Raw genomic sequence first — 16,912 nt, forward strand, 5'->3', positions numbered from 1 at the left:
TAGTCGTCGCTGCTTCCGTGATACGACGACCGCGTCCCGGTGCTCGCCTAGGCTGGGTCGATGACCTGCGGTCCGGACCGCGAGCCGCCGCCGCGACCACCTTTCCGGCCGGCGCGCGTGGCGATGGTGCTCGGACTCGCGGCGTTCCAGGTCGCCGGTACGAGCTTCGCCGCACATCATCAGCCGGGCGAACCTCGACTCGGGGCGTTCGGTGTGGCGCTGCTGGTGGCCGGACCCGCGGCACTGCTGTGGCGACGGCGCCACCCGGTGGCCGTGCTGTGGTTCACCGCCGCGATCACGCTGCTATACCGGCTACTCGGCCTCCCCGACGGGCCCGTCTTCGTAGCCGTGGCGATCGCCTACTTCACCTGCATCGCGAAGGGCCATCGGGCCACCGCAGCCGTCGCCGCGGTGACGATCTACGTCGGATTCCTGTGGGGGCCGTACCTGCTGGGGCGCCCCGACGCTCCTGAAACCGGTGACATCTTCGGTATCCCCGCGTGGCTCATCGCGATCGCCGCAGCAGCAGAGGTGTTGAGGTCCCGCCGCCAACAGGCGAGCGAGGCGCGGCAGCGGCGGCGCGAGCAGGAGCAGAGGAGGGCATCGGAAGAGCGCGTCCGCATCGCCCGTGAACTGCACGATGTGCTTGCGCACAACATCTCGTTGATCAACGTGCAGGCGGGAGTGGCGCTCCACCTGATGGACAAGGACCCGGAACAGGCACGCACTGCGCTGGCGGCGATCAAGGAGGAAAGCCGCGGCGCGCTGCAGGAGGTGCGATCCGTACTCGGCGTGCTGAGGCGGGCCGACGAGAGGGCTCCCCGCGCTCCCGCTCCGACGTTGGCCCGTCTGGACACCCTTGTCGCGAGCATGGACGCGGCGGGGATCGAGGTATCGCTCGCTACAGACGGTAAGCCACACCCGCTGCCGGCGCAGGTCGACCTTGCCGCCTTCCGCATCGTCCAGGAGGCGTTGACGAACGTGGCGCGGCACGCCGGCACGTCTACAGCTCGAGTGAGGCTGGGCTACGGCGAAGATCACCTGACCGTGGAGGTCGAAAACAAGGTCCGGGGGCCCATCCAGACGCTCGTCCAGGACACCGGGAACGGCATAGCCGGCATGCGCGAGCGGACGCTGGCACTGGGTGGAGAGTTCTTGGCAGGGCCACGGCCCTCCGGCGGATTCCATGTATGGGCGCGGCTCCCGATAGAGCGACAGACATGATCCGCATCCTGCTGGCGGACGACCAAGTGCTGGTGCGAGCGGGCTTCAAGGCTCTACTCGAGTCCGAGGGCGACATCGAGGTCGTGGGTGAGGCGGGAGATGGGGCCGATGCCGTGGGACTTACGAAGCGGCTGGTTCCCGACGTCGTGCTGATGGACATTCGCATGCCGGGGATGGACGGCCTCGAAGCGACCAAACGGATCGCGTCTGCCGAGAGGTTGGACCAGGTCAGGATCGTGATCCTCACGACGTTCGAGATGGACGAGTACGTCTTCGAGGCCCTCCGCAACGGCGCCAGTGGATTCCTGGTCAAGGACACCGAGCCCGCCGATCTCATCCGTGCGGTCCGGGCGGTGGTGGCTGGAGACGCGCTCCTGTCTCCCAGCGTCACCGCGCGATTGATCGCCGAGTTCGCCTCGCGAGCGAAAGATCCGGGACCAGCGAGGCAGCTCGAGGTGCTCACCGCACGCGAGCGAGAGGTCCTGAGCTTGGTCGGCGAAGGGCTGTCGAACGACGAGATAGCCGAGCGTCTGGTGCTGAGCCCGGCAACGGTGAAGACCCACGTGAGCCGCGCCATGATCAAGCTTCACGCACGCGATCGGGCGCAACTGGTCGTTCTCGCTTACGAGTCCGGCCTCGTGCGTCCCGGCTGGGCCGGCTGACTACCCCGCAAGATGTAGACGAGGTGCCTCCGCACAGCGGATTCGCACGAACCGGTCCGGCTTCAGGATCGGTTCGTGACCGCCGGAGCGGCCGGCGGCGGAGCGAAAGGGGTTGCGATGCTTCTCGCAGCGGCACCGATCCTGGCGGACCACCTTCATCACGACCACAGCGGGTGGTGGCCGATCTTCCCGTTGCTGTGGCTTGCGTTCTTCTTCGGCATCATCTTTTTGATCCGGCGCCGCGGTGGCTGCGGCTCGGGCGGATGGCGCAGGGGCGAGGCGGTCCTGGCGGAGCGATACGCGCGCGGCGAGATCAGCGAGCAAGAGCTCGACGAGCGCCGCGAGATACTGCGCAAGCGCCGGTCTTGAACTTGGGCGGGGGTCCGTTCGGACGGGCCCCCGCTTGGCCGCCCCACGCAGGACGAGCGTGTTGTCTCGGCGGGGGAGGGTCCTGGGCGTAAGGGGCGAAAGGTTAGGGAATAACCGACGCAAGCACACCAAGCCGACCCAACCTCCGGGGGACAGATGAACCTCTCGACCCGCCGCACCACGTTCCTCGCCTTGGCGCTGCTGCTCTCACTGATCGCGAGCTCTGGCGTGGCTCTGGGGCATGCGGAGCGCGACGCCGCCTTCCCCGACGGCACCGGGAAGGTGCCGACGTACCGGCCGATGATCGCGGAGCCAAACCTGGTCGTGTGCGCGCGGGATAGCCGCGACCGGATCATGAACATCGACGACCGCGAGCTGCGCACGATCAACCTCAAGCTCGCGGCGAAGTGCGAGTTCGAGAACCTGCAGGACGCTGTGAACGCCGTAACCGAGCGCCGCACGACCATCTACATGCTTCCCGGCGTTTATCGGGAGACGCCTTACCGGGCTCAGCCGAAGTGCGCGAAAGAGCTGGCGCAGAACGACGGCGAGTCGGGCGCGCCGATCCTCAGCTACGAGCAGCAGCTCATGTGCCCCCACGCGCAGAACCTGATCGGCATCTTCGGAGACATCAAGCCCGGAGACGACAAGCGCGAGTGCAACGCTGCGGTCTGCGACCTCCAGATCGAGGGGACCGGCGACGACGCGGAAGACGTCATCATCACCGGGGGCTTCACCAAGGACGGCAACTGGATGAAGCTCAACGGGATCCGCGGCGATCGCGCCGATGGCCTCTACCTCAAGAACTTCACGATCGAGCTGTTCGAGTTCAACGCGGTCTACATCCTGGAGACCGACGGCTTCGTCATCGACGAGGTGGTCGGTCGCTGGAACGACGAGTACGCGTTCCTGACCTTCGCGGTCGACCATGGGCTCTACAAGAACTGTGAGGGCTACAACAACGGCGACTCCGCGATCTACCCGGGCTCGGCCTCGAACGTGAACGACGACGACGGATACGGCCAGACCAAGAGATGGTCGGTCGAGATCCGCAACTGCAAGGCTCACCACAATACGGCTGGTTACTCCGGCACCGCCGGCAACTCTGTGTACGTCCACGACAGCGACTTCTACGCGAACCAGACGGGCATGGTGACCGACTCGATCTACCCGGACCATCCCGGCCTCCCGCAGGACCACGCGTGGGTCACCGGCAACCGCTTCTATTCGAACAACTCGAACTACATCGAGCGCTACGTCCACTCGGGCATCTGCGACAAGAAGCCGGCCGAGCGGGGCTACAAGCCGCCTCCCGGGAAGCCCAAATGGGCCGGCACCGTATGTCCCGTGATCCCGGCGCCTGTGGGGGCAGGCATGGTGATCGCCGGCGGGAACTGGAACCTGCTCGAGAACAACGACGTGTGGGACAACTGGCGCGCCGGGTTCATGTTGATCAGCGTTCCGGCGATCGTGCGCAACGAGCCCGAGAACGGCTTCGACACCTCTCACTTCAACAAGTACTCGGGCAACACCCTCGGGATCGCGCCCAGCGGAAAGGTCGACCTGAACGGTCTCGACTTCTGGTGGGACGACCAGGGCGAGGGCAACTGCTGGGAGAAGAACAAGGGTCCGAAGGACCGGGGCATCACCACCAACACGATGTATCCGTTCGGGCTGCCGGACTGCGAGAGCGGCGGGTCGTACGGCCTCCCGAACAACCCGTACAAGTCAGGGCGGATCGCGAGCTGCGCGCTCTACGACCGCCGCGACCCGATCTTCCGCGACCCGCCCGGCTGCCCGTTCTTCGATACGCCCGAAGAACCGGAGTAACGTCCGGTAGGTTCGCGTCATGTGCAGAAGCATCAAGACGCTGCGTGACCCCCAAGAGCCACCGTCCAACGAGGAGATCCGCGCCGCGGCATTGCAGTACGTGCGTAAGGTGAGCGGCTACCGGGCGCCGTCGCGCGCCAACAGCGACGTCTTCGACCAAGCGGTCGAGGAGGTCGCGCTCGCGACGAAGAACCTGCTCGACCGCCTGGTGGTGAAGGCCTGAAGCCGCTTCACCTCCGCAGGACCTGATGGACTACAAGCACCTCGGCCGTAGCGGCCTCAGCGTGTCGCGCCTGTGCCTCGGCACGATGAACTTCGGACCGCAGACGAGCGAAGAGGACTCGCACGCGATCATGGATCGCGCGCTCGAGGTGGGCATCAACTTCTTCGACACCGCGAACGTCTACGGGTGGAGGAAGGGCGAGGGCTGGACGGAGCAGATCATCGGCCGTTGGTTCGCCCAAGGCGGCGGCCGGCGCGACAAGACCGTGATCGCCACGAAGCTCTACGGCTCGATGAGCGAGTGGCCGAACGACACCTTCTTGTCCGCGCGCAACATCCGACACGCGTGCGACGCATCGCTCGCGCGCCTGCAGACGGACCACATCGACCTGTACCAGATGCACCACGTTGACAGGAGCACGCCGTGGGAGGAGATCTGGGAGGCGATGGAGGTCCTGCGCCAGCAGGGAAAGGTGCTTTACGTCGGCTCCAGCAACTTCGCCGGGTGGCACATAGCGAAGGCTCAAGCCGCGGCCGAGCGGCGCAACTTCATGGGCCTCGTGTCCGAACAATCGATCTACAACCTCGCGACCCGGGCCGTGGAGCTCGAGGTGCTGCCCGCCTGTCTGGACTACGGCGTCGGCGTGATCCCGTGGAGCCCGCTGCATGGTGGCTTGCTGGGAGGTGTCCTGCGCAAGGAGCAGGAGGGCAAACGCCGTCGGACGGGACGGGCGAGGGACGCGCTGGAGGAACGTCGCGACCAGATCCAGGCCTACGAGGACTACTGCTCAGAGATCGAACAGGACCCTGCAACCGTCGCCCTCGCGTGGCTGTTGCACCAGCCCGCCGTGACCTCTCCGATCGTCGGGCCGCGCACGATGGAGCAACTCGACACATCGCTCGCGGCCCTGGAACTGGAGCTCGGTCCCGACGAGCTGGCGCGACTAGACGAGATCTGGCCCGGACACAAGCCCGCGCCGGAGGACTACGCCTGGTAACGGATCGCTGATGACGGACCCGCGCGACCCAGCAGGATCCGCACAAGGAGGGCCTCCTACAATCGCCCGATGGTGACATCGGACGAGCAGGTCGCGGAACAGACGACGCCTGCTCCCGCACTCAGCCTCGATGCCTTCTCCGCGACCGACTGGTTACTCCTGGTCGGCACCGCACTCACCTGGGGCTCGTCCTTCGTCTGGATCGAGGTCGGGCTCGAGTTCTTCGCCCCCACCCTCATCACTTTCTTGCGGATCGCCCTCGGCGCCGCCACCCTCGCGTTTTTCTCGAAGGCCCGGGCGAAGGTCGAGCGCGAGGACCTCGCCGCCATAGCTCTGCTCGGCGTCTTGTGGATGGCGGCCCCGTTTCTGCTGTTCCCGATCGCACAGCAATGGATCGACTCCTCGCTGGCCGGGATGATCAACGGAGGGGTCCCGATCTTCGCCGGGGTCGTCGCGGCTCTCCTCCTACGCCGGCTTCCGCCGCCCAAGACGGTCGCCGGACTGCTGGTCGGCTTCGCCGGAGTCGTGGCGGTGAGCTGGCCGGCGGTGCAGGGATCCAGCGCCACCGCGCTGGGGGCCGGGCTCGTGGTGCTGGCGACCTTGTTCTATGGGATCTCGCTCAACATCGCGGTTCCGCTGCAGCAACGCTACGGGCCGCTGCCGGTGGTCCTTCGCGTGCAGCTCGTGTCGCTCGTCCTCACGATCGGCCCCGGCATCTACGGCGCAACGCGCTCGAACTTCGACTGGGTGAGCTTCGCTGCCATGATCCCGCTCGGCTGTCTGGGGACCGGGCTCGCCTTCGTTTGGATGTCCACGCTGGTGGGGCGGGTGGGCGCCGCCCGAGGCTCCGTCACCATCTACTTCGTGCCCGTCATCGCGATCGCGCTGGGAGCGCTCTTCCGCAACGAGTCGATCTCGCCCATATCGCTCCTTGGGACCGCGCTCGTCATCGGCGGCGCCTTCCTCGCCAGCCGCGTGCAGCAGCGATGACCGCGTCCAAGCTCGCGTTCGTCCTTGGCGGGGGCGGACACCTCGGGGCCTACGAGGTCGGGATGCTCCGCGGGCTGGTGGAGAGCGAGATCGAGCCCGAGCTGGTGGTGGGCACATCGGTGGGGGCGCTGAACGGTGCCGCGATCGCGGCCGAGCCCAGTCTCGAGACGGTCGATCGCCTGGAAGAGGTGTGGACGACGCTCAACCAAAACGCGGTGTTCTCCGGATCACCGTTCCAGGGCGCCCGGAACCTTGTCCGCACTCGGACCGCGTTGCACTCGAACCAGCCACTGCGAGCGTTTATAGAAGAGGTCCTCCCCCCGCGGTTCGAAGACCTGAAGGTGCCGTTCCAGTGCGTGGCGGCGTGGATCGAGCAGGCCGCGGAGCACTGGTTCTCGTCCGGCCCCCTCGTCGACCCGATCCTGGCGTCGACGGCGGTTCCCGGGATCTTGCCGCCCGTCGCGATCGACGGGCAGCACTACATCGACGGCGGCATCGTGAACAGCCTTCCGATCGGACGCGCCGTGGAACTGGGCGCGACCGAGATCTTCGTCTTGCACGTCGGGCGCATCGAACGCCCGCTCGCGGCGCCGACCAACCCGTGGCAGGTGGCGATGGTGTCTTTCGAGATAGCGCGGCGACACCGCTTCGCGAGGGACATGGCTTCGCTACCGGAGGGCGTGATCGCTCACGTGCTCCCGTCCGGCGAGCGAGAGCCGGAGCGCTACGACAGCCTCTCGCAGCTCAGATACCGCAACTTCCGCTCGGTGCCGCAACGGATCGAACGGGCATATGAGGCGACGCTGTCATATCTAAAGGAGGCCGGGCTCTCCGGCTGAGCGCTAGGGTTCTCGTCAACCTCAGGGGGAGGGTGAGTGGACAGGCTGCCACCGCGGATCGTTCGACGGCTCGTCATCGCGCCACTTGTCGTCGTCATCTGCTTGGCGCTGCTGGCGGTGTCGCCGGTGCTGCTCCTGATCGCGGTCGTCGCGGACCTGTTCCTGCCGGGGAACTGGCGAACGACGCGGCTCCTCTCGTTCGCCGTGGTCTACGTGATGTTCGAGATACTGGGCCTCGGCGTGATGTTCGTGCTGTGGATCGCCTCAGGTTTCGGTACGCAGCTGCGTTCGGAGCGGTGGCAGGAGCGGCACTACGTCTTCATGGCCCGCTGGCTCTTCGCGCTTTATCGAGCCGTCTCCAAGCTGTTCGGGCTGCGGATCAATATCGAGGAGCGACCGCAGCCGCAGCCGGGTCCGGTCCTCGTGTTCTGCCGGCACGCAGGTCCGGGGAACTCGTTGTTGCTGGTCGGCACGATGATGATCGCCTACAACCGGCGGCCGCGGATCGTGATGCTGGCGAAACTGCAGTGGGATCCGCTGTTCGACACGATGGGCAACCGTCTGCCCAATCGCTTCATCACGCACGACAAGAACAGCAGCGACCGCTATGTGCAGGCGATCGGCGAGCTGGCGGAGGGGCTCGGCGACCAGGACGCGTTCGTGCTGTTTCCGGAGGGCCGCGACTTCACACAGCGACTGCGTCTGCGCGCCATCGATTACCTGAAGAACAAGGGGTTCCTGCAGCACGCGGAGAAGGCCGAGCTCTTGACCAATGTCTTGCCCCCGCGCCACCGCGGGCCGATCGCGGCGATCACCAGCGCGCCGCAAGCGGACGTCGTCTTCGTGGCGCACTCGCTGCTGGAAGACGTGGGCACGTTCAAGGACTTATGGAGCCGCATCCCGCTGACAGAACCCGTCGACGCGCGCTACTGGCGGATGGGACCGGAAGAGGTGCCGAAGACGGAGACCGAGATCATCGACTGGCTCTACTACTGGTGGGAAGAGATAGACACCTGGATCGACGAGCACAAGGCGGAAGCGGTGCCGGGCTCGGCGGCGTCGGTCACCTGACCGTCAGCGTCCCCTCCATGTCCTCTTTATGGGGCGCACAGTAGAAGTCGTACCGCAGTAGGTGGAGCACGCCGCTTCAGGCGGACTGCCCATCGACGTCGCCGCGGTCGACGCAAAGGTCTGCCAGTCGATCGATGATTTCTGCGGGAGAGGTGCCCTTGGGCAGATAGTCATCGGCTCCCGCGGCTTGCAGTTCCGGGCCCATCAGCTCCTCGTCGAGAACTGAAAACAGCATGACCTTTGCATCGGGGGCCTCGCGCCGGATCGACGGCAGGACGGTGAGTCCGTCGACGTCGGGCATGCGGACGTCCAAGACGATCGCATCTGGCTGGTGCGCCGCCGTCAGCGCGACGGCGTCATCGGCGGATTCACCCAACGCGATGACATCGAATCGTCCGTCGACCTCGAACGCGAGCTTCATCACCAGCCTGACGTCCTGGTCGTCGTCGATCACGATCACACTGAGGTTCTCCGCGGTCATCGCCCCCTCCCAAAGGAAGACGATGCCGCAAATGGGGCAAATCGACCATGTTGAATACGACGCCGCGCATGTGGATTTCTACAGGTAGCACTCTCCAGCCCAGAGCGCGGAACGCCTAGCTGTCGACGCTACTGATCCAGAAGAGGGACGGTGACGCCGATGTCGTAGATCAGCACGCCGCGATCGTCGCGCCGCGCCGCCTGGTGGAGCTCGTGAGCCGAGTCGCGGCCCATGCCGAGGTGGATCACCTCGTGCCCATGCGCAACGAGGGTGTCCGCGATCAGCCTGCGATGGCAGCGCCACCAGACCGTCTCCGCGCACATGATGGCTTGGCGGACGCCGGCGGTGGCTCGATCCTCCAGTTCACGGAGCCCAGAGCGGAACTCGGCCGAGGCCATGTGATCCGCATATCCGCGAAACGCGTCGACGCGCCAGGCGATGTTGGGACTTCCCGGGACAGGGTCGCGCCGCCCACCTAGCGCCTCTCCCCTCCAGTCGTAGCTGATTCCGGCGACGGGTAAGCTGTGTTCGAGCGCCTCGCGTGCGAAATGAGGATGGCGACGAGAGCCGGGGTACCGACGGACATCGACCAAGACGTCCACGCCGGCTTCCTGGAGAACCGCGATCAGTTCTTCGGTTGTGCGGGTGCCGTGACCAACCGTGAAGAGCTTCGCCACGGCACACCGATCTTCGCTCGCAAGCTGACGCAGCGAACGCCAGATAGGCGATGTCAGAGTTTTACGCGCTCAACGATGCCGGTAACCGTCGCGTAGCGCTCGATCATCGTGGCATCGGCGAGACGCGCGGTTCCGAGCATCTCGCCCAGAGGCGAGTCCGCAGAGCTCTCGATCGTCCCGGTGCCGGAAGTCGTTAGAGCCTCACTTTCGATCGCATAGATCACGCGGACGTAGCGATCCTTCCCCGCCGAGTACCACCACACGCTCGGGCGCAGCCCGAAGAGGCTTATGGGCGCGGGGTTGAGAAGTTGAACGGAGTAAGGCGCCCGCTTCCACGGCACCGTGGCCGAAACGTCGGCCCTGCCCGTCACGGATGTGAAAGTGGCGCGCTCGACCAATGGTGCGGTCATCCCCAGCCGGCTCAGGGAACGGCTGAGCTGTTTGTGGGTGCTCGCCTGCCACAGCCCGTAGTAGTGCCAGTGCCCGGGGCTGTCATCGACGTTCTCGATGTAGATGCCGACCTCGCTGAAGAACGTTGCTCCGGCGGCTTTGCCGACCGCCACTTCGTCGCACGAGGTCGTTGCCACTACGAGCTCCGCCAGCGGTGGCGTGTCGTTGACGAGTCCGATGGTGAATCTTTCGGGAACGTAGGGCCGCACGATGGCCGGGTCCAGTAGGAAGAAAGCAGCTGCCTCGGTGCAGTTCTGCCCAGAGAAGGTGAGAGTCTTCGGCGATCCGCCGGCGGGGTTCGCTGCCAGGATGATCACTGCCGCTGCGGCCGCCAGCACGCGCTTCATCTGCCCACCCTCCTTGTCCCTCGATGTCCTGAGGAGAGATTCTCCGCCCGGCACGTCCCATCCTGCTGGCCCTGGTGCGGAGGCGGCCGTTCCCGCTTCCCGGCTCCGCTCGAGCATCCGATCAGGTGAAAGAAACAACAGCCAGACCCCCTCCTTCCGAGACTATCCGGAAGGGCGGCTAGATCGAGCGGATAGAAGAGACGATCGACTCGAGCGGGGGGATCAACTGTTCGGGGCGCGCGTTGGCGTCGGAGAAGATCGTGACGGTGAAGTTCCGCTCCCCTTCCCTTAGCGAGACCGCGAGCCACCTCAACGCCACGCCCGAGAGGTTCTTTGCGGATCCGGAGACGAGGAAAGCTCGCTTGTCGCCGAACGATTCCGACCGGCGCGCATCGATAGTGAGCCCATCGTAGGACCTTCGCAGTGATGCGAGCAGGTTCCGGGCTGTGTCTTGGAGCTTTCCCTCCGTCCCGAGCCCCACGCCTACTACCGCGTCGCCGTCGGGCGACGTGATGATCGTGCGTGTCGCCGACGTGCGAGGCGACCAACCGGGCGGATACGAGACTTCGTACGAGCCGTCCTCGTTCTCGAGCATCGACAGCTCGGGCTCCGACGCGGGTCGCTCCCCGGCCGGACGATCGGCCTCGCCGTTCGCAGTGACCGCCAGCACGATCGCGACGACCAGCGCGAGAAGCAGGACGCTTCCGATCGCGATCGTGCGGTGCGACATGTGGCTGAGGCGATGCCACGCCTCAGATGCGAACTGGATGTTCATAGGGTCACTCGGCAGGGGGACGAAGACTCGAGACAAGAGTAGGACGGGGCCGCTGGCCCCGTCCTACTTCCTTCACGTCTCTCCTGATGTGGCTGCTACGCCTCGCTCGAGAGCATCTCAGACCGACGCCGCGCCAGTGCGGCTCCGGCTCCGATCAAGGCCACTGCGGCAAGCAGGTACGAGAGCACCTCGGCGCCCGTGTTCGGGAGCTTCTCGGGCTGCGGCGCCGCGAGGACTTCGGGACCTGCGCCCGGCCCCGGGCCTGGTCGATCGGCCGGCGGGCGAGTCGCTGGGTCCTCCTTCGGCACCCGCTTGCCGAGGACGATGCCGCCGGTAGCGGAGGCGCCGCTCCCGGATTCACCTGCCCTGCCGGAGACCTGCCCGTTTCCATCCTCGTCGCTCAGGATGTCGACACCCAGAACCGTCGTGCCGCCACTACCCCCGCCGCCGGCGCCGGCTCCCGACTGGCTGTCGTTGAGACGGACGCACGCAGGCGCGTTGCCGGCGCCGCAACCCGGCGGGATCGACGTCGGCTGATCGACCGTCAGACCGCACTCACCACCGGTCTCGACACACAGCACATAACCACTGCCCTCGTTCGAGCTACGGCCGTCGGAGGTCGCGGAGCTCTCGTTCTCCGAGTGAAGGACGTTCACACCCACTCCGTTACAAGCACCGTCATCGTTCTCGCCGCCCAAGCACACGGTGGCGCCGTCATTCTCATTGCGCGATTTCGCCTCGCCCTCGCTCTTGCTGTACTCGTTGCCGTCTGCGTCCCTTCCACTCTCACCCGAGGTGCGCTGCGCCGCGTCGCTGTGGCTCTCACCGACGGTCGTCCCGAAGACACCATCGCAAGGCTCGTTGGGATCGCGCTGCTCGCCACCCACGCACACCGATGCGCCGTACGTATCGCTGTGCGATTCGCGCTTTTCTTCGCGGCGCTGCGTTCCATCCTCATCGGTCGAGGAGCTCTCGGAGCTCTCCGACTGCGCCCGGGCGTACAGAAGGGTCACGCACACAGCGCCGCCGGTGACCTCGCAGGTCTCGCGGCCATACCCCGTCTCGGACTGGCTCTTGCCCTTCCGCCTGGACTTCGCTTTAGCCCCGATCACTTCATGACCGAGCACCGACAGGACGGTGGCGTCGCTGGAGGCGCCTTCGTCGTTCGTCTCGGCCGACGAGCTTCCCGCCCTTAAGACCTCGTTGCCCATGACGTTGACTCTGACGACACCGCCTTGCGCGCTCGCGGACGCGGAGCCGGTTCCGATAGTCGTGCCCTCTTCACTGCTGTTTCCCGACGGCTCCTTGTCGTTCGCCGACACCGAGCCCTCGTTCGCTGCCGCGCAGGTGTCCGATTCCGCGGTCGAGCAACCGGTCGGGAACGCCTGGGGAGGGTCGGCCTTCGCACGCTGTTCCCCCAGAACGTCAACCGAGGTATCGGAGCTCTCCTCGCTCTTACCGTCTCCGCTGACCGATTCCCTCTTCTGCAAGAGATTTACGCCTACGACCTTGCACTTGCCGTTGTCGTTGCGGCCGCCCACACATGCACGGGCGATCCCGGAGGAGCGGCTCGCTTTCGACCTGCCGCTTCGCTTGTCGTGGCTCGCGGAGCTGTCGCTCTCGCCCACGCCCACATCGGCGATCGCATCGTCATCACATCTCTCGTGTGGGTCCTTCTGATCGCCACCGACGCAGGCCGATGCGACGGCGGTGTGCGACCGGCTCGAAGAACCGTTCTCGTCATCGCGGCTCTCCGAGTAGCCGTACAGGACCCCGAGACAGATGGAACCGGGATTGATGACGCCCGTGACGCCGAACGTGCACGTTTCGTGCGCGTAACCGGTGACGGACGAGCTGGAGCTCTCACCCGAAGCCTCGGAATCCGACCCGATGACCTCATGGCCAAGCACCGAGAGGACCGTCGCATCTCCGGATGCCCCCTCCTCGCCGGCGCCGGCCTCCGTTCGCCCAACGGTGACGATCTCTCGACCCGCAACCTTGACAGAAGCAGAGGATCCGTCGGCCCTAGCCTCGTACGTCTTCTCCTTGTCCTCGTCGTGCCCCCGCTGCGACGGGGGAGCAACCACGTTCACGACGTTCTCGGTTACCGGCGCGACCGACACGGTCACTGGATCGACAGCGCCGGTATCGACGGAGGTCACGGTCGTTGTCGCTATCACGGCGGGCTGGATCGGGCTCGTTGTCGTCGCGGTCCCGGTGCTCGTTATCGTCGTCTCGATCGGAGTGCCCAATGATGCGCTGGCAGGTGCAGCGATCAGCAGTGCTGCCGTCACTGCCGCAGTCAGAGTCAAGCCGCGATGTCGCGACCGCTGCCGCTGCAACGAAGCTTCGTTCCGTTTCATCGAAGATGCGCCCCCTTCCGGCACCCCGCTACAAGGGTGAGTGCCCGCGATGTCGCGCCGACTCCGCTGCGGCGCGTTGCCCCATTTCTTCCCAGGGCGTGTTGCAGGGGGGTTACAGTGTCGTGACAGTTTCGCGAAGCCGCGGGGATGTCTCGCTCGGGTGGTCGAGCAAGAGTGGCCGCGAGTGTCGGCTCGAACTGGATCCGGCTGGTGCACCGGCTGCTGTCGCGCCATTCTCCAGTCGATATCCAACGCCTCTCACGGTACGGATAAGCGTTGGAGACTTCGGGTCTTCTTCGATCTTGTCACGCAGACGCTTTATGGCGACATCCACGACGCGCGACTCTCCGATGTACTCATAGCCCCATACGAGGTCGAGCAGAGTCTCACGCGTGAAAACGTGCCCCGGCCGCCGTGCCATCTCTAGGAGGATCTTGAACTCGGTAGAGGACAGCGGGACCTCGTGGCCGTTCTTGCACACCCTGAAGCCGTTCGGGTGGATCTCGATCCCATTGACCCAGAGAACATCTTCCCGCTTGCTGGGACTTACTCGGCGGAGCAGCGCTCGGATCCTCGCCACCAGCTCGATCGTCTCGACCGGCTTGCGGACGTAGTCGTCGGCGCCGGCCTCTAGATTCAGGGCGACGTCGAGGCTGTTGTAGTTATCGCTCAGGATCGCGATCGGAACGTCGCTCGCACGCCGGATCTGACGGCAAACCTCCAGACCGCCCACCGGAGAGATGCCGGAATCGAGCAGGATGACGTCAAAACTCTCGTCTTCGAAGGCCGCCAGAGCTGCTTCCCCATCAGCGGCATGCCTCACCGCGAAGCCGACGCTCCGAAGCGCCTCGGTGGCGTCGTTCACCAGGCATAGGTCGTCGTCGGCCACAAGGACCTTCTGTCTCATCTCCGCAGCAACCCTCTTTCCAGGAAGTAGGTGATACGGCCAGTTTCGGCGCATCGGTTCCTTCTCCTGCCGACAGTCCCCCATTTGGGGGAGCGGACCCCCCCACCGGCGTATGTGCACGCTCACTGCGGCCATCGGGAGGGGCAGGACTGGGTGGATAACCGCCGAATTGTCCGATACCGGAACCGGATCCTGGAGGGCTCGTGCGTAAGCCGCTTTCGATCGTCTCCTTGCTCGTGCTGGTCTTCAGCGCGCTTGCCGGCCAAGCGTCGGGGGGGCCGACCACCGGCGGGCTCGCGACCGACAACGTCGAGCACGTCAAGCACGTCCCGATCGCCCTGAACGGCGTCGGCGGCCGCCTGATCGGCCAGTACTTCTATATGAACGACCAGAACAAGGTCATGGTCTTCGACGTCTCCGACCCGGTGAATCCGGTGATGGTCGGCTTCGTCCAGATGCCACAGGAGTGGCAGTTCTCGCGCGAGGACCTCGACGGCAACGGCGACATCCTCGTGGTCCCGAACACAGTAAGTGGCCAGAACGACGGCAACCTCCAGACCTCCTCACCCACCAACGCGGTCTACATCATCGACGTCGAGGACAAGACGAACCCGAAGATCATCTCGAAGGTCCCGGGGGCCGCGCAGCACACGTTCTCGTGTGTGCTCGACTGCAAGTGGGCCTATGGCTCGGATGGAAACATCATCGATCTCCGAAACCCTGCGAAGCCGAAGCTCCTGAAGGATCAATGGGGCGACGGCACGCCCGGTGGCAGCGGCGGTCACGATGTCGAGGAGGTTGCGCCTGGACTGGTCGTAACCGCGACGCAGCCGATGATGCTGCTCGATGCTCGCAAAGACCCGGCGCACCCGAAGGTGCTCGCGCTAGCAGAGCGCACCGAGGAATTCATGCACGGGACGAAGTGGCCGCGCTCGATGAAGGATCGCTTCCTTTTGTCGGCCTCGGAGACCACGTTCAACGGCCGCTGCAACGATCGATCCGGGGCGTTCCAGACCTGGGATACGAGAGGGTGGAAGACCGACAAGACATTCAAGCTGATCGACACGTTCCGCCCGGTGAACGGGGTCATCGTCGACGGCAACACCGTCGCCCAGCGCAACTGCAGCACGCACTGGATCGAGGAGCACCCGGACTTCAAAAACGGCGGCTACGTCGCTGCCGGCTTCTACGACCACGGAACGCGGTTCTTCGAGGTGACCTCAAGCGGAAAGATCAAAGAGGCTGGCTACTTCTTGGCCTACGCCGGGCAAGCGAGCGCCGCCTACTGGATCACCGACGAGATCGTCTACACCGTCGACTACAACCGGGGCCTCGACATCCTTCGCTTCACCCCGCCGAAGGCGTAGCCGATGCGATCGCTCAGACGGGTTGTCGCGCTGGGTTTTGCAGCTGCGCTCGTGCTGTCGACCATGACCACCGCGCCTGCAGTGGGGGCCGCTCGTCAGAACGATGCGGCGTCGCGCCGCGACGCCGGCAACACCTTCGATGAGGCCACTGCCGTCAAACCGCACGGGTACTACGAGGGCGTCCTCGATAGGGACGGCGGCGACGCGCACGACTTCTACAAGTTCACGCTTCCCAAGGACGCGTCTGTCTCCGTGCTGATCAAGTTCTCCGACAGCACGATCGACCCGGTGACGATGCTCGACCCGTCCGGCGCCGTCATCGACGTCGGCACCAAGATCCAGGGCGTGGGCGTGAGCGCCAGCGCGGGCATGACCAGCGAGGTCGGCGCGGTCCGTCTCGCCGTGCATCGTGCCGTGACGGCCGGCGACTACCGGCTGCACATCCAGAGCGATCGCTCTGAGGTGCGCGACTACACCATGTGCTTCATGAACTGCGAGGGCGTCGTCGACGCCCCGATCGAACTGATCTTCGGTGGATCTCTGGAGACGCCCGATGCGCGCGTCTTGATGGTGCCGCCGAGCCACGGAGACCTCGGCAACCCAACTGGACCCACCGTCGTCGACTATCTCAACGCGACGCTGCGCGGGCTGGAGCGGTGGCGCAAGGCGCTGAAGGACTTCGCCCGGGACTACCCGCAGTTCGACTACTTGAACGAGGTCAAGTTCCACGTCGAGGTCTTCGACGGCGCAGACCCCGTCGACCCTGCGGGATACGACGTGATCCTGGGATACGTCGCGGCGGGACCGGCATTCCGTGGGATCGCGGGTGATACGCAGACGAAGGACTGGGTCAACGGGGTGCTCGAGACCGTCGGAATCCGGGACCAAGCGCGCTACAGCGGGCGCGTGATCGCGCTCAGCCTCTTCGGATCGTCTCCGCGTGCGGGCCAGGTCGCCTACGACTTCCCCGAGGTGAACGATCTCGAGATCGTGACGGCGCACGAGTTCGGTCACACCTTCGGACTCGGCCACACCACTACGTGGCACCCGAAGCTCGGCCCCGACCTGATGAACAGCCCGGCGCCCTTCGTCTACGGAGACGGTCAAACGATCGGAGCCGGCACCGAACACACCAAGATGAAGTGCCTGACGAGCCTCGACCTCTACGGGATGGCGGTTCTGTACCGCTGGATCCCGAGCGGCGAGTGGGTAGGCAGTGGGGGCTCGGTCGACCTACCGAGAGGCATCCCCTACCGCTGGTACTGCTAAGCGACAAACCACCTCCTCTGGGTGATCCAAAAGCCGGAGTCTTCAGCCGAGGCGACCGCAGAACCGACATA

Annotated in this window: 17 protein-coding genes; 11 read left to right on the forward strand and 6 right to left on the reverse strand. The window is 65.5% G+C overall.

Features of this window, described 5'->3' with window-relative positions; genetic code table 11:
- The first annotated feature begins 60 nt into the window (after window positions 1-60).
- The 9 genes from M3N53_03340 to M3N53_03380 all read left to right on the forward strand — a co-directional run bounded on the left by M3N53_03340 (window position 61) and on the right by M3N53_03380 (window position 8,205).
- A complete protein-coding gene (locus tag M3N53_03340; GenBank protein ID MDP9067370.1) occupies window positions 61-1,224 on the forward strand; it encodes a sensor histidine kinase in 1,164 nt (387 codons plus the stop codon).
- Window positions 1,221-1,886, forward strand: coding sequence for a response regulator transcription factor (locus M3N53_03345; GenBank protein MDP9067371.1), 666 nt, complete (start codon window positions 1,221-1,223; stop codon window positions 1,884-1,886). The genes M3N53_03340 and M3N53_03345 overlap by 4 nt, the downstream gene beginning before the upstream one ends.
- Window positions 1,887-1,961: 75 nt before the next feature.
- Window positions 1,962-2,255 (forward strand): hypothetical protein, encoded by a 294-nt coding sequence (locus M3N53_03350; GenBank protein ID MDP9067372.1) that lies wholly within the window; start codon window positions 1,962-1,964, stop codon window positions 2,253-2,255.
- Between the two features lie 156 nt (window positions 2,256-2,411).
- Entirely contained in the window at window positions 2,412-4,085 is a 1,674-nt protein-coding gene (locus M3N53_03355; GenBank protein MDP9067373.1) for a right-handed parallel beta-helix repeat-containing protein, read from the forward strand.
- 19 nt (window positions 4,086-4,104) lie between these two features.
- Window positions 4,105-4,308, forward strand: coding sequence for a DUF2277 domain-containing protein (locus M3N53_03360; protein MDP9067374.1), 204 nt, complete (start codon window positions 4,105-4,107; stop codon window positions 4,306-4,308).
- Between the two features lie 25 nt (window positions 4,309-4,333).
- On the forward strand, window positions 4,334-5,305 hold the full coding sequence (locus M3N53_03365; protein MDP9067375.1) for an aldo/keto reductase: 972 nt from the start codon (window positions 4,334-4,336) through the stop codon (window positions 5,303-5,305).
- A 69-nt stretch (window positions 5,306-5,374) separates the two neighbouring features.
- On the forward strand, window positions 5,375-6,295 hold the full coding sequence (locus M3N53_03370; GenBank protein ID MDP9067376.1) for a DMT family transporter: 921 nt from the start codon (window positions 5,375-5,377) through the stop codon (window positions 6,293-6,295).
- Window positions 6,292-7,134 (forward strand): patatin-like phospholipase family protein, encoded by an 843-nt coding sequence (locus M3N53_03375; GenBank protein ID MDP9067377.1) that lies wholly within the window; start codon window positions 6,292-6,294, stop codon window positions 7,132-7,134. The genes M3N53_03370 and M3N53_03375 overlap by 4 nt, the downstream gene beginning before the upstream one ends.
- Before the next feature lie 36 nt (window positions 7,135-7,170).
- Window positions 7,171-8,205, forward strand: coding sequence for a 1-acyl-sn-glycerol-3-phosphate acyltransferase (locus tag M3N53_03380; protein MDP9067378.1), 1,035 nt, complete (start codon window positions 7,171-7,173; stop codon window positions 8,203-8,205).
- Window positions 8,206-8,281: 76 nt separating this feature from the next.
- Here the strand turns inward: M3N53_03380 and M3N53_03385 are convergent, their stop codons facing one another.
- The 6 genes from M3N53_03385 to M3N53_03410 form a co-directional block, all read right to left on the reverse strand.
- On the reverse strand, window positions 8,282-8,686 hold the full coding sequence (locus M3N53_03385; protein ID MDP9067379.1) for a response regulator transcription factor: 405 nt from the start codon (window positions 8,684-8,686) through the stop codon (window positions 8,282-8,284).
- 128 nt (window positions 8,687-8,814) lie between these two features.
- Window positions 8,815-9,363 (reverse strand): DUF488 domain-containing protein, encoded by a 549-nt coding sequence (locus tag M3N53_03390; GenBank protein MDP9067380.1) that lies wholly within the window; start codon window positions 9,361-9,363, stop codon window positions 8,815-8,817.
- A gap of 53 nt (window positions 9,364-9,416) precedes the next feature.
- Window positions 9,417-10,160 (reverse strand): hypothetical protein, encoded by a 744-nt coding sequence (locus M3N53_03395; protein ID MDP9067381.1) that lies wholly within the window; start codon window positions 10,158-10,160, stop codon window positions 9,417-9,419.
- A 178-nt stretch (window positions 10,161-10,338) separates the two neighbouring features.
- On the reverse strand, window positions 10,339-10,935 hold the full coding sequence (locus M3N53_03400; GenBank protein ID MDP9067382.1) for a hypothetical protein: 597 nt from the start codon (window positions 10,933-10,935) through the stop codon (window positions 10,339-10,341).
- A 95-nt stretch (window positions 10,936-11,030) separates the two neighbouring features.
- On the reverse strand, window positions 11,031-13,298 hold the full coding sequence (locus M3N53_03405; protein MDP9067383.1) for an LPXTG cell wall anchor domain-containing protein: 2,268 nt from the start codon (window positions 13,296-13,298) through the stop codon (window positions 11,031-11,033).
- A gap of 112 nt (window positions 13,299-13,410) precedes the next feature.
- Window positions 13,411-14,205 carry a response regulator transcription factor gene (locus M3N53_03410; protein ID MDP9067384.1) on the reverse strand — a complete coding sequence of 265 codons (795 nt, stop codon included), beginning with the start codon at window positions 14,203-14,205 and terminating at the stop codon, window positions 13,411-13,413.
- Window positions 14,206-14,408: 203 nt separating this feature from the next.
- Here M3N53_03410 and M3N53_03415 point away from each other — a divergent pair, with 203 nt between their 5' ends.
- Window positions 14,409-15,572, forward strand: coding sequence for a hypothetical protein (locus M3N53_03415; GenBank protein MDP9067385.1), 1,164 nt, complete (start codon window positions 14,409-14,411; stop codon window positions 15,570-15,572).
- 3 nt (window positions 15,573-15,575) lie between these two features.
- On the forward strand, window positions 15,576-16,841 hold the full coding sequence (locus M3N53_03420) for a M10 family metallopeptidase domain-containing protein (GenBank protein ID MDP9067386.1): 1,266 nt from the start codon (window positions 15,576-15,578) through the stop codon (window positions 16,839-16,841).
- The last annotated feature ends 71 nt before the right edge of the window (window positions 16,842-16,912 follow it).

It is taken from the genome of Actinomycetota bacterium (assembly GCA_030776625.1).
GTDB lineage: Bacteria > Actinomycetota > CADDZG01 > CADDZG01 > WHSQ01 > MB1-2.